Source organism: Sunxiuqinia sp. A32 (assembly GCF_052690465.1).
This window is the reverse complement of record NZ_JBQYLI010000002.1, coordinates 138,743-151,654: the sequence shown is the minus strand read 5'-3', so window position 1 is coordinate 151,654 and position 12,912 is coordinate 138,743. Positions and strand designations below refer to the sequence as shown.

17 protein-coding genes are annotated in these 12,912 nt (G+C 37.5%); 12 read left to right on the top strand and 5 right to left on the bottom strand.

The genetic code is table 11. The features are described 5' to 3' along the window. The first annotated feature begins 56 nt into the window (after nucleotides 1-56). From ACUNWD_RS02595 to ACUNWD_RS02570, 6 genes are all read left to right on the top strand, one after another. Entirely contained in the window at nucleotides 57-605 is a 549-nt protein-coding gene (locus ACUNWD_RS02595; RefSeq protein ID WP_445586202.1) for a Crp/Fnr family transcriptional regulator, read from the top strand. Between the two features lie 97 nt (nucleotides 606-702). Next, nucleotides 703-879 (top strand): hypothetical protein, encoded by a 177-nt coding sequence (locus tag ACUNWD_RS02590; protein WP_445586201.1) that lies wholly within the window; start codon nucleotides 703-705, stop codon nucleotides 877-879. 77 nt (nucleotides 880-956) lie between these two features. Beyond that, entirely contained in the window at nucleotides 957-1,685 is a 729-nt protein-coding gene (locus ACUNWD_RS02585; RefSeq protein ID WP_445586200.1) for an NAD-dependent epimerase/dehydratase family protein, read from the top strand. Nucleotides 1,686-1,921: 236 nt separating this feature from the next. Next, complete coding sequence (locus ACUNWD_RS02580; RefSeq protein ID WP_445586199.1) at nucleotides 1,922-2,377, top strand: cupin domain-containing protein; 456 nt, start codon at nucleotides 1,922-1,924, stop codon at nucleotides 2,375-2,377. A gap of 58 nt (nucleotides 2,378-2,435) precedes the next feature. Further along, nucleotides 2,436-2,861: a hypothetical protein gene (locus ACUNWD_RS02575; protein ID WP_445586198.1), complete on the top strand. Its 426-nt coding sequence runs from the start codon at nucleotides 2,436-2,438 to the stop codon at nucleotides 2,859-2,861. Nucleotides 2,862-2,980: 119 nt separating this feature from the next. Then, the gene (locus tag ACUNWD_RS02570) at nucleotides 2,981-4,033 is read left to right on the top strand and encodes a WD40/YVTN/BNR-like repeat-containing protein (protein WP_445586197.1); all 1,053 of its coding nucleotides are present in this window, start codon (nucleotides 2,981-2,983) and stop codon (nucleotides 4,031-4,033) included. 131 nt (nucleotides 4,034-4,164) lie between these two features. Here ACUNWD_RS02570 and ACUNWD_RS02565 read toward each other — a convergent pair whose 3' ends face one another. The 3 genes from ACUNWD_RS02565 to ACUNWD_RS02555 all read right to left on the bottom strand — a co-directional run bounded on the left by ACUNWD_RS02565 (nucleotide 4,165) and on the right by ACUNWD_RS02555 (nucleotide 6,207). After that, the gene (locus ACUNWD_RS02565; RefSeq protein WP_445586196.1) at nucleotides 4,165-4,641 is read right to left on the bottom strand and encodes a DUF456 domain-containing protein; all 477 of its coding nucleotides are present in this window, start codon (nucleotides 4,639-4,641) and stop codon (nucleotides 4,165-4,167) included. 10 nt (nucleotides 4,642-4,651) lie between these two features. After that, nucleotides 4,652-5,464 carry a lysostaphin resistance A-like protein gene (locus ACUNWD_RS02560; RefSeq protein ID WP_445586195.1) on the bottom strand — a complete coding sequence of 271 codons (813 nt, stop codon included), beginning with the start codon at nucleotides 5,462-5,464 and terminating at the stop codon, nucleotides 4,652-4,654. Between the two features lie 98 nt (nucleotides 5,465-5,562). Then, nucleotides 5,563-6,207 carry a peroxiredoxin gene (locus tag ACUNWD_RS02555; RefSeq protein WP_445586194.1) on the bottom strand — a complete coding sequence of 215 codons (645 nt, stop codon included), beginning with the start codon at nucleotides 6,205-6,207 and terminating at the stop codon, nucleotides 5,563-5,565. Between the two features lie 385 nt (nucleotides 6,208-6,592). Between ACUNWD_RS02555 and rpmB the strand changes: the two genes are divergently transcribed. From rpmB to ACUNWD_RS02540, 3 genes are read left to right on the top strand one after another with little or no spacing between them, the layout of a single operon-like run. Beyond that, complete coding sequence (gene rpmB / locus ACUNWD_RS02550; protein ID WP_445586193.1) at nucleotides 6,593-6,835, top strand: 50S ribosomal protein L28; 243 nt, start codon at nucleotides 6,593-6,595, stop codon at nucleotides 6,833-6,835. Nucleotides 6,836-6,846: 11 nt separating this feature from the next. Beyond that, a complete protein-coding gene (gene rpmG / locus ACUNWD_RS02545) occupies nucleotides 6,847-7,029 on the top strand; it encodes a 50S ribosomal protein L33 (protein ID WP_445586192.1) in 183 nt (60 codons plus the stop codon). A gap of 8 nt (nucleotides 7,030-7,037) precedes the next feature. Further along, a complete protein-coding gene (locus ACUNWD_RS02540) occupies nucleotides 7,038-7,190 on the top strand; it encodes a DUF4295 domain-containing protein (RefSeq protein ID WP_445586191.1) in 153 nt (50 codons plus the stop codon). 182 nt (nucleotides 7,191-7,372) lie between these two features. Here the strand turns inward: ACUNWD_RS02540 and ACUNWD_RS02535 are convergent, their stop codons facing one another. Both ACUNWD_RS02535 and ACUNWD_RS02530 read right to left on the bottom strand, forming a co-directional pair. Further along, on the bottom strand, nucleotides 7,373-8,143 hold the full coding sequence (locus tag ACUNWD_RS02535; RefSeq protein WP_445586190.1) for a TIGR03915 family putative DNA repair protein: 771 nt from the start codon (nucleotides 8,141-8,143) through the stop codon (nucleotides 7,373-7,375). A 3-nt stretch (nucleotides 8,144-8,146) separates the two neighbouring features. After that, a complete protein-coding gene (locus tag ACUNWD_RS02530) occupies nucleotides 8,147-9,454 on the bottom strand; it encodes a putative DNA modification/repair radical SAM protein (RefSeq protein ID WP_445586189.1) in 1,308 nt (435 codons plus the stop codon). Nucleotides 9,455-9,562: 108 nt separating this feature from the next. On the opposite strand from ACUNWD_RS02530, the gene ACUNWD_RS02525 reads away from it, so the two are divergent. The 3 genes from ACUNWD_RS02525 (at nucleotide 9,563) to rimO (ending at nucleotide 12,857) form a co-directional block, all read left to right on the top strand. Continuing rightward, a complete protein-coding gene (locus ACUNWD_RS02525; protein WP_445586188.1) occupies nucleotides 9,563-10,321 on the top strand; it encodes a helix-turn-helix domain-containing protein in 759 nt (252 codons plus the stop codon). Nucleotides 10,322-10,442: 121 nt separating this feature from the next. Next, entirely contained in the window at nucleotides 10,443-11,393 is a 951-nt protein-coding gene (gene ftsY / locus ACUNWD_RS02520) for a signal recognition particle-docking protein FtsY (protein WP_445586187.1), read from the top strand. A gap of 168 nt (nucleotides 11,394-11,561) precedes the next feature. Beyond that, entirely contained in the window at nucleotides 11,562-12,857 is a 1,296-nt protein-coding gene (rimO, locus tag ACUNWD_RS02515; RefSeq protein ID WP_445586186.1) for a 30S ribosomal protein S12 methylthiotransferase RimO, read from the top strand. The last annotated feature ends 55 nt before the right edge of the window (nucleotides 12,858-12,912 follow it).

Here is a 12,912-nt window from a genome sequence, read left to right as displayed (position 1 = left end):
TTTTGTATTCCATTACGGATGTGATTGTAAAATCCAGACATCCATAAACAGTCAGTATGAAAAGTATACATTTGGCGGAGCACATAAAGAGATTTGTAGGACTAAATCCAGTAGAGGAACAGAAACTTCAAAAGCATAGTAAACATGCGTTTCTGGATGAATCTGATTTTCTGCTTGAAAAAGGCCAAGCATGCGATTCGCTTTTTTTTGTGAAGTCAGGCTGTTTGCGCATGTATTTCACTGACGGCTTGTGTCAGGAGCAGACCATTCAATTTGCCATTGAAGGATGGTGGATCACCGACTACACCAGTTTTATAAAAAACCTTCCATCGGATTATTACATTCAAGCAACTGAGAAGGCTGAGATCATTATATTGGATAAGAACAACTACGAGATTTTGATCCGGGAAATTCCGCAGCTACTGGCGTATTTCAACCAAATTATGCAGATAAATCTGGCTGCAACTCAAACCAAAAATAAATACATGAACTCTATGACTAAGGAAGAGTTGCTTCAACTTTTTTGTAAGTCGTTTCCGGAATTTATTGAGCGGGTTCCTTTAATAATGGTTGTATCGTATCTGGGCATTCTTGGGCACAAATAGCTGCTTTTTGAGATTTCTTAAACCAGCTTAATTTTTTTGATTTCTGACATCAATACATTTGCAACAGTAAATTAATAACCAATTAAAATAGAACAGTATGGAAGCAAAAGATCAAGTTTTAGAAGCGATGAAAAAGGATGGTACTCCGTTGAATGCCGGCAAAATAGTTGAACTAACCGGATTGGATCGTAAGGTTGTTGATAAAGCCATGGCTCAACTTAAAAAGGAAGAAGCAATTGTTTCGCCTAAACGTTGCTACTGGCAGCCAAAGTAGGGCTTTAAGTGATTGGTAGAAGTAAAATTTAAAGTGAAAATTCATTATTTATTATTCAAAATTCAAATAGTTAAACGATGTCAAAAACAATTTTTTTAGCAGGGGCCTCAGGTGCCATTGGTCAGCCACTTTCACGTATTCTTGTAAGCGCAGGTTACAAAGTTTACGGATCAACTTTGGACGAGGCTAAAGTTCCTATCCTTAAAGAAATGGGTGTGGAGCCCGTTGTTATGAATGTGTACGAAGCTGAGAGATTAAAGGAAATCCTGGCAGAAATTAAACCGGAAATAGTGATCAATCAGCTTACGGATCTGCCATATGGTTTGGATGCCGATAAAATGGCAGAAGCATTGATTCGCACGGCGCGCATCCGCACCGAAGGCACTAAAAATATGATTGAAGCGGCTAAGGCAGCAGGTGTGAAACGTTACATTGCACAGAGTATTTCTTTTATTTATGATGAAGGTCCTCTTCCTCACGTAGAGAGTGATCCTTTATTACCCTCTTCTCATGAGCCTTATGGCGGTACTGCTGATGGTGTTCGTGGTTTGGAAAAACAAGTGATTGAATCTGGTCTTGAAGCCCTTGTTCTTCGTTTTGGACTGTTATATGGTTCTGGATCAGGCTTTGATGCTCCTATCGCTCCGGCTTCTGTACATGTGGAAGCAGCAGCAAAGGCGGCAGCAATTGCAGTCATAAAAGGAGAAACCGGCATCTATAATGTAGCCGAAGCTCATGAGTCACTCTCAACTGAAAAAGCGTTAAGCACTTTTGGATGGAATCCTGACTGGAGAATTAATAGCTAGACTAAGGAATTCAAAACAATAAAACTGCAAGCTCTATTTGTGAGTTTGCAGTTTCTCTATTTGGATTAGTTAGAATAATAACCTGTTCATTGATTTTTGCAAATTAGGTATAGAGATTCTTGAGAGGTTAAAGAATATTCGGAATTCAGTATTTGATAATATATTTACGTTTTAGAATAAAACAAAGCTGTTTTAGATTGTTACAATATGAGAATTTCTATAATCCGTAATTAGTAATGAAAGAAATTAAGAAACTATCAGAAAATACGCATTACAGTGCTATAGACATAGGTGAACTGAAGGATTTGAAAGATTATTCTCTAATTCATCCAAAAAATAAGAGCATGGTTGAAGGCAAAGTGTTTTTGAAAGATGCTTTAAATGCAACAGGAACACAGATTTCGTTTAATTCGCTTCCACCCGAAACAGAACAACCTTATTTTCATATCCACTGGAAGAACGAAGAAACCTATATAATACTAAGCGGTTCTGGTTTTTTTCAGGTAGATGACGATTGTTTTAATATAAAGGAAGGCAGCGTAATACGAGTGGCTCCACAAGGGAAGCGTGGTATCCGTAATTCGTCTAAAGAAACAATGACATACCTGGTAATTCAGGCAAAACAAAATTCTTTGGAAGAGCATACAACAGATGATGGTGAACGGATTCCTGTAGAACCAAAATGGAGATAAAGATTGAGTTCAAATTTATATTACATGTGCGAATCAATAAAATAATCAATTTATAGATATGAATAATAAAATAATTAAGCTGTTTTTAAGACTGGCGATATCGGCCGGATTTTTATCTGCAGTAGCCGACAGATTTGGAATATGGAGCGAAGAAGTATCGGTTTGGGGTAATTGGGATAATTTCTTAAGCTACACAGAACTGATAAATCCATGGATTCCAAGTTCACTAATTTCAATAGTTGGAATTTTAGCAACTGCCGCAGAAATTATATTTGCTGGTTTCCTGATAATTGGTTTTAAAACGGAACTGTTCGCGAAGTTAAGTGGTGTTTTGTTGCTAATCTTCGCGCTATCAATGACTTTTTCAACTGGTATTAAAGGTGCTTTTGATTACTCGGTTTATAGTGCCGCTGCAGGAGCTTTTGCATTGGGTCTCATGAAAGATAAATATTTGGAGCTTGATAGTCTGATTAATAAGGCGTAGAACTGAATGAGGAAAAACGGTTAGTAAAAGTGATTGATCAGAATTAATATATGAAATCAATTGAAATCATCTAAAGCAAACTTGAGCATGCTGTTTGTGTTTGAAAATTAAAAGCTTGAATGCGAAATTTATTCATCATACTATTAATCGTTACTGCCTATTCTTGTAGCGAGCAGTCCAAAAACAAAGCCGAAACGGCGTTGAAAGGTACTAATAAACGGGAGGCTGTTCTAAATTTAAATCTGGAAGAGAAGGCTGGGATTGTTTATTTTTCCAACGATAATGGCTTGAGTTGGCAAAACAAAAGTGCCGGACTACCGGATACTGTTTCTGTTGGATTGGGAGGAATAGCCGTTTCAGACAACTCGCTGGGGATTGCTACCAAAGAAGCGGGAGTCTTTCTGTATGATTTTGAAAACAATCGTTGGGTTTCTGTCCCCACCGATAAGCGCATTATCGATAGCGATTTGGGAGCTATGGCCTTTTATCATGATCAGATCTTTGTTGGAACCAGGTCGGGAGGTGTTTTTTCGACTGATGACAAAGGAAAGTCATGGGCACAAATAGCTGCCGGCCTTTCCAGTTTGACGATTCGAAGATTGTTTGAAATTGAAAATTCCCTGTATGCGGGAACAAATGCCGGACTATATTCCTATAATGAAAATGATAAAACGTGGAATTTAGAATACGGTAACAATGCGCTGCAGGTAAATGGTATTACTGCCTTTGATGAAAGTATTTATATTGGCACCAATCAAGGTGTTTTTACATCTCCCAAAGACAGAAATGAGTGGACACAAACTCTGGATAATTGTTCCGTGCATAATATTAGTTCCGGCGACCAAGCGATTTACGCGATGATATACAATGAGCTGCTTTCGTCGACTGACAAAGGACAGAATTGGCAGCATATTCAAAAGGGCTTGCCTTCGGAATTGTATACTTTCAACGTAATTGAAAATGATCATTTTGTTTTTGCAGGTCAATGGGATGGTGTTTATCGGAAGGATATTACTGCTGATAATTGGAAATCATTCAGCAAAGGATTGCCTGATAAGTTCGCTATTGCAAATATGAAATCGTACCATGGAATTATTGTGGTAAGCACCAGTAAACGAGAACTAAGAAAGGGAATGACTACAGAAAAATGGTCAATGGGCAATTTTCAATGATCAATGTACAATGTTTAAAATTGTGGATGTCCAGCATCCATTGTCTAGTTTTCCTCTTCTCTTTTTTTACTTGTATCTGATTGAGTTCGCCCTTCGTTCTCACGATTTTTAACCCGCAACCCGTAACTCCTTTACACCATCTCAGCAAAGAAATACCAGGCCATCATACCGGAAACAATAAGTTTTAGCATGGTTCCCAGTAAGAATCCAACGAAAGAACCAAAGCCCGCTTTTATAGCCTCCTTGCGGTCTTTCCCTCCGGAAAGTTCAGCAATCACTGCTCCAGCAAATGGGCCAATGATGATTCCCAGAGGTGGAAACAGGAATATCCCAATCAATAAACCAAAAATACTTCCCCAAACACCTCTGCGACTTCCACCGAATTTCTTGGTTCCCCAGGCGGGAATAATGTAATCCAATACGTAAACCACGACGGTAATTATTCCCCAAAGAATTAGAAAGTTGGAGGTAAACTGATATTTTTCAGTAAAATGCAGAAACAACAAACCAACATAACTTAAGGGCGGACCAGGAAGAATGGGGATTATACCACCAGCAATGCCGAGCAAAATAAATAGTATTCCGAGTCCAATTAAAACGTAGTCCATTATAGTTTGATTAAGTTTTTCTCTTTGAGAGCGTTGCCAATATTCCAATTAAAACCACACTAAATCCAGCTACGAGGTAACTTAGGTATAGCAAGGATTTTTCATCAATCAGGTAAATGGAAAACTCGCTAATACGATCAGCATATTCAATCTCCAGAAGCACCATCAAGTTGTTAATTGAATGTCCGATGATGCAGGCAAAAATATTTCGAGTGATAACCATTACCCATCCCAAAAGTAAACCCAGTAGAAAAGTTGCCGGAAACTGCCACGGATTTAAATGGAACAAAGCAAAGAATAGGGCAGAAACAAAAATGGCAATGATTTTCGGGTAGTTACGCATAAATCCATGCATAATGATTCCCCTGAAGATAAATTCTTCGAAAATAGGGGCGATAATCACAATCTTCAAAAATGCGCCGTAAATGCCATAATCACTTTCAAAAACTCTGTTGAAAAGTTCCCAAAACCACACCGGCGGAGGAATCACTTCATTAATGGCAATGTTGATTTTTGCAAGGAAAATGTGTGCGGCCCATAAAAAAAGGATCACTGGAATAAAAATAAGTGGATTGAACCAGCGAGCAGGAATTAAGGTGCTGATCTTTGTTTTTGCTTTTCGATAGGCAAAGAACAAGATGAAAGCAAAAGAACCAACTCCCAGTGCAATTTTTTTGAATGGGTTGTATAAAAATTCTGTACCATGGTAATAATCCCAAATGGCCAATGGAAAATCAATAATCGTTTGAATAAAAATATACAAGATGACCAAATGAGCTGCTCCCAGAATGGTTGGATAATATTTTTCCTGTCGATTGTTCATATTGGTTATTTTGTCCCTAAAATAATGACTTTTAATTAAAAAAAACAGGAGACGTAAATGAATTGCGCCTCCTGTTTTTTATGTGGTAATTTTAATTGCTATAAATCTTTCTTAGCCAGGTAGAAATCCATCATTTCATAATCAGATTTTTCCCTTTCTTCCATTTCTTCAACTGTTTTTGGTGGAGGTACAATAACCTTTTCACCAGGAACCCAGTTCAGTGGTAGGGCAACTCCGTGCTTGTCAGAAGTCTGTAAGGCTTTTAGAGTACGAACGATTTCGTCCATATTACGACCCACATTTAATGGATAGTACATAATCAATCGTACTTTACCTGTTGGATCAATAATAAATACAGCACGCACAGCTGCTGTTAGGCTTTCATTTGGCTGAAGCATTCCATACAATTTGGAAACTTTCATATCAATGTCAGCAATAATAGGAAAATTAAAAAGTACGCCAGAGTTCTTTTTAACATTGTTTACCCACGCAACATGCGCATGAATACTGTCGATACTTAAACCAATTAATTTGGTGTTTAACGCTTTGAATTCATCACTTCTGAGCGCGAATCCACTCATTTCTGTTGTACAAACAGGGGTGAAATCGGCAGGATGTGAAAATAGAATAACCCAACTTCCTTTATTGTATTCAGAAAATTTTAATGGGCCATACGTTGTGTTGGCTTCAAAATCCGGAGCCATGTCGCCAATTCTCGGCATTTGGTTGATTTGTTCGTCCATAAATATTTAAAATTTAGATTATTTGTTATTATTCGCACCATCTATAACTATTGAGGCGTCCAGATGTTCACGATCTTAATGAAAAATTCAAGCTATTTAAGAATTTTTAATAAAGAACATTTGTTTGATTAATATGGGAATGTGTATCCTGTTTTATAAGACAGAAACTAATGAAATATATTGCCTTGATTGCTAGAATATTTTATCAAAAGTTGTACAACTTTAAAATTCCGTAGATGGAAAAGTTTAAAAGAGCGAGGTTATAAACATTAAGTTGTTGAAATCTAAAGAAAAAACTTGTTCGATGATTTGATATTTTGAAAATAATGTACTTATTTTGCGATCTGTTTGAAAAACGTGTGATTCTGAATAAAAAATAAAGACAATGTCAAGAGTTTGTCAAGTTACCGGAAAAAAAATGATGGTGGGAAATAATGTTTCTCACTCAAAAAGAAGGACTAAGCGTCGGTTTTTACCGAACTTGTTCAAGAAGAAATTCTATCTTCCAGAGGAAGATCGTTGGATTTCACTGACTGTTTCTGCTGCTGGCATCCGCACAATCAATAAAAAAGGATTGAGCGTAGCCTTAAAAGAAGCAAAGGAAAAAGGACTCGTAACGAATATTTAAAAGCGTAAAAAATGGCTAAGAAAGGTAATAGAGTTCAGGTTATATTAGAATGCACCGAGCATAAAGATAGCGGTGTACCTGGAACATCAAGGTATATTTCAACTAAGAACAGGAAGAATACTCCTGATCGTTTGGAGTTGAAAAAATACAATTCAGTTTTGAAAAAAGTAACTGTTCACAGAGAAATTAAATAATATACGATATGGCTAAGAAAGCAGTTGCATCATTACAAAAAGGAGCCGGTAAAGGTTATTCAAAAGTGATCAAAATGGTCAAATCTGATAAAACCGGTGCTTACACATTTCAAGAAGGCGTAGTTCCTAACGAAATGGTTAAAGACTATTTTAAAAAGTAAGATATTTTTGCATAGAAAAAAGCGGATAGCAGTTATGTTATCTGCTTTTTTTATGTCCCTGAACTTGCTCTTCATGATAAGTCATTCCGAACTAGTTTCGGAATCTAAAAATCAACGCATTTTAATTCCAGAAAAAGATCCTGAAACCAGTTCCGGATGACGACACTATAGATCAATGGGGATCACAACATCGCCTTCTCTGGTAAAAACTTCCAATAGCGCTGGGGCATCTGTTGGCGTTGAAGTTTCAGGTTTTTACGTTCTTTTATGTTGATGCTGTCAAAGTAGTTTTTCCAAAGTGTCTGATAGCTCAATTCCTCTTCTTGCAAAAGAAACTCATCAAGTTTTCCATTTAATTCTGAAAATGTTTTTTCCGTTAGAACAACTTCTTCGGTTGTTTTCAAATTGTAATGAATTCCATAGTCTCGCTTCAAATCATAGATCAGCCAGGGCTGGTCGGCAAATCGATCCTTGAAATGTTTTATCGTAAAGGGGAGAACGTCGTATTGCGGTTCAATCGGCGAGAAATACAAGCCATCTTTTGTTTTCTGGAATCGCACAAACTGAAGCATTCTCATAGATTCCTGCATAACCTTTCGTTTTATCTTTCTTAATTCAAGTACATCACGATCACCATAGTCAGTGTCTATCATCCTTTCAGAATCAAACACGCGTTTTATAAAACGGAAGAGCTTCATTTCAATGCCATCATCCTCTGATAAAAAAGTAACAAAAGGGAGATCTTTGTTTCGCTGATGGAGTTTCTTTTGCACTCCATTCCATACACGTTCTGCTTTTTTTTGATCAGTTTGTATGTTTAAACATTCAGCAAAAAGTGTATTTTGAAAATCACGATCCTTTCGTATATCAATCGGGATTATTTTCCGGGCATAACATTCAAAAACAACTGTTAGAAAACCTTCAAATGTGCTATCGTATATGAGGATAGGCATAATTTATCTTTGAAAATGCATTTCGGGTAAAGCTTTCTTTGGGGCAGGTGTATAGGTGAATAAGCTGAGTTGTGTGTCGCCAACCTTTTTTCTTTTGGAATAGCTTTCTGAAATAATATGGCGTCTTAGCCGGTCAGGTTCCCAATATTTCAAGTGTGAAGGCAGCTCATTGCAGGTGATAAAATATTGTGCCCTTTTCAGTACGACACCAATCTTTTTTAGATGGTAGCTTGTCAGGCGACGAAACCTCCGGGCATCAACAATCATTTTTGCAGATTGCACACCGATGCCCGGAACTCGTAGAATCATCTCGTAATCCGCTTTATTAATGTCGATGGGAAAAAGGTGCAGATTACGGATGGCATAAGCAAGTTTCGGATCAATTTCGAGATCCAGAAACGGCTGGTTGGGAGTTAAAATTTCGTCAGCGTCAAAGTGGTAAAAACGCATCAGCCAATCACTTTGATATAGCCTGTTTTCACGAACCAATGGCGGCGATTGAATTGCTGGAAGACGTTTGTCGTATTCATTTACTGGGAGATATCCGGAATAATAAACTCGCTTTAGTTGTTGCTGATGGTAGAAATTGGAAGACAGTTGCAATATTTGCCGGTCACTTTCTGGAGAGGCGCCAACTATCAGCTGTGTACTTTGGCCTGCAGGTGTGAAGATTTGAGCTTTACGATACTTCTTGCGTTCCTCTTTGTAAAGCTGAATTCCTTCAGCAATCTGGTTCATTGGCTGTAAAACTCCTGAATAATCTTTCTCTGGAGCCAATCTTTTTAATTGTTGCTCTGTCGGTATTTCGATATTTACACTCAGGCGGTCTGCGTACAAGCCAGCTTCTCTGATTAGCTCCTGACTGGCTCCAGGAATGGCTTTCAGATGAATGTATCCATAATATCGTTCTTCCGTTCTAAGTTTCTTGGTAACCAACATTAAGCGTTCCATGGTATAGTCAGGATTCTTTATGACACCCGAGCTAAGAAAAAGCCCTTCAATGTAATTTCGTCTATAAAAATTAATAGTCAAGTCAACAATTTCCTGAACGGTGAAGGTTGCCCGTGGGCGATCATTGCTTCTGCGATTAATGCAATAAGCACAATCATAGATGCATTGATTGGTCATCAATATTTTAAAGAGGCTGACACAGCGTCCGTCATCGGTAAAACTATGGCAAATTCCACAGGCAACGGCATTTCCAATTCCTCCGGATGTGTTGCTGCGATTATTACCACTTGAGGCACAAGAAACATCGTATTTTGCTGCACCTGCTAATATTTTTAGTTTTTCCTGGACTTTTTCATTCATAGCTTTCTATCTTTATCTCGGAATCAATTAGTTGGGAAAAATCGTATTGACAATTAAAAATACTAATAAAATTAGTATTTGCTAATATTATTAGATAGATTTGTTGAAATGATATATTTATCACAGAATATCAAATATTTACGGAAGATCAGGGGGTGGACACAGCAACACCTTGCTGATAAATTGGGCGTAAAGAGAGCTCTCGTTGGAGCCTATGAAGAGGGTAGGGCTACGCCGAAACTTTTTGTACTGCAGAAGCTAGCTGAAGTCTTTTCGCGCTCAGTGGATGATATTATTGGAAATGATCTTTCCGCTGGGATAGATCAAAATACGTATAAAAAGGACCTCCAGATTTTACCAATTCTTGTAGATCAGGATAATAACGAACGAATACCGATTGTTCCTGTAAAGGCATCTGCTGGTTATCTAAATGGTTTAGCTGATCCTGAATTTATTGAGAAGCTGCCTCGTTTTTCGATACCAATTCCGGAATTGTCGAAAGAAAGGACCTACCGGGTTTTTCAGATAAAGGGTGATAGCATGCTTCCGGTTAATTCCGGAGCTTACATTTTTTGCGAATTTGTAGAACATGCTCAGGATATTATAGATGGTCAAACATATGTATTAATTACCTTAGATGAAGGCTTGGTGTATAAGCGTGTTTTCAAAAAAGTTAAGAATGTTCTGTTAAAGTCAGATAATTCTGAATATACTCCCTATGAAATTGCAACAACATCTGTTGTGGAAATATGGAAAGCTAAAGGCATTCTAAGTTTTGAATTACCGGAGCCGGGAACAGCCGATCTTCGGAGCATTACAAATCTTTTAGCTGAAGTGAAAGATGAGATTAAACAGTTGAAAAGGTAGGTATTTTAGTCCTGTTCAAAAACTCTAAAAAACCATTCAGCTCTTTTTATCTAAATAAGTGTTTTATAGCACTATTTATTGTCTATTTTTTGTAAATTGCGCGTCCTAAAATTTGAACATTATGGGTCTTTTCGGATCATTTACTAAATCAAAGAAAGATAGTCTTGAACAGGGTTTGAGCAAAACCAAGGAAAGCGTTTTTAAAAAACTTGGTAGAGCGGTTGTTGGTAAAACAAAAGTTGATGATGAAGTTTTAGATAACCTGGAGGAAGTGCTGATTACATCAGATGTTGGTGTAGATACAACCATAAAAATTATCGAAAGAATTGAAGCTCGGGTTTCAAAAGATAAATATTTAGGAACGAGTGAGCTTAATGGTATTCTTCGGGATGAGATTGCCGAAATGCTCGAAGAAAATAATACTGAAGATGTTGCTGATTTTGATCTGCCTAAGAGTGACGAACCATACGTGATAATGGTGGTAGGAGTGAATGGGGTTGGCAAAACAACGACTATCGGAAAGTTGGCATATAATTTTAAGAAAGCCGGTAAAAAAGTAGTTCTAGGTGCCGCAGATACATTTCGTGCTGCTGCGATCGATCAACTTGAAATTTGGGCAGGTCGGGTAGATGTACCGATTGTTAAACAAAGCATGGGTTCCGATCCTGCATCTGTTGCTTATGACACCCTGGCCTCTGCCAAAGCTAATGGAGCTGACGTTGCGATTATTGATACAGCGGGTAGGTTGCACAATAAAATCAACTTAATGAACGAGCTTACTAAAATCAAAAATGTCATGAATAAAGTAGTGCCTGGTGCTCCTCATGAAGTTTTATTGATTTTAGATGGATCAACAGGGCAAAATGCATTTGAACAAGCGAAACAATTTACAAAAGCAACGGAAGTGACGTCATTGGCTCTTACCAAGTTAGATGGAACTGCCAAAGGTGGAGTTGTTCTTGGAATTTCTGATCAGTTTAAAATTCCGGTAAAGTATATTGGAATTGGCGAACGAATGGAAGATTTACAGATTTTCCGTCGTAAGGAATTCATCGATTCCTTATTTTCTTAAGCAACAATATTCATTGTAGAAATATATTATCCCGTCCGTCAATTGACGATTCGGGATCTGTTTTTTATACAAGGTGCTGAAAAAGGTTTAGCACGACACGATGTTGAAATTAGAAGAAACCACAAACGGCTTTGCTTGTTATAGTGGGTGAAAATAAAATTACAATTAATGAAAAGAGGGAAAGTCAATATAACAACATTAGGGTGCTCAAAAAATCTGGTTGATTCTGAAATGCTTTTAAATCAGTTGGATTTAAATGGTTTTGAGGTTGTTCATGACAGTTTGGATGATGATGCCGACATTGTTATTTTAAATACTTGTGGCTTCATAATGGATGCCAAGGAAGAATCAGTCAATTCTATTTTAAGCTATGTGGATGATCGTAAAAAAGGAAAGATTGATAAATTGATGGTGATGGGGTGCTTGTCTGCCCGCTACAAAGAAGATTTGGAAAAGGAAATTCCTGAGGTGGATAAGTTCTATGGGAAATTTGATTATAAACAAATCATTCAGGATTTGAATGCTAACTTCTTTGAAAAGAAGATGTATCATCGGTTAAAAACAACCCCAAGTCATTTTTCCTATTTGAAAATTAGCGAAGGCTGCAATCGCCATTGCTCGTTTTGTGCCATACCTCAATTTACAGGAATTCATAAGTCTAGAAGTATTGAAAGTCTATTGGAAGAAGCACAGGGACTGGTTGAGAGTGGTGTGAAAGAATTGCTCATTATAGCACAGGATTTGTCATACTATGGAATTGATATGTATGGGGAAAGCAAATTGGCCGAATTGATAGACAAGCTTGCAGATATCAAGGGATTGGAATGGATTAGGCTGCATTATGCCTATCCTTCGAAGTTTCCACTGGACTTGCTGAAAGTGATCAGAGAGCGTGATAATGTGGCGAATTACCTGGATATTCCGCTGCAACATATCTCAGACAGTATGCTAGGGCGTATGCGTCGAAAAATCACCAAGGAAGAAACAATTTCACTGGTACGGAAAATTCGGGAAGAAGTGCCTGGAATTGGTTTGAGAACGACTTTTCTGGTCGGTCACCCTGGTGAGACCAATGAGGATTTTGATGAATTGAAAGAATTTATTACAGAATTTCAGTTTGATCGAGTTGGGGTTTTTCCTTATTCAAATGAAGACGATACCTACGCTTTTAAAATGTATGATGATGATGTCCCCGAGGATCTTAAGCAAGAACGTGCAGCTGAATTAATGGAATTGCAGCAAGGTATTTCAGAAAAGCTCAACCAACAAAGGGTGGGTAAGACTTTGAAAGTGTTGATTGATCGGGAAGAGAATGATTTTTTTGTTGGGCGTACTGAATTTGATTCACCAGAAGTTGATGGTGAAGTATTGGTAGATAAATCAGATCAGATTAAGGTGGGAGAGTTTTATTCAGTTAAAATTTCAGATTCAACGGAATTTGATTTGATTGGTCAGGTTTTATAGTATGCTATTTCAAAATATTACAAAAAGAAAATCCCGCTTAAACGGGATTTTCTTG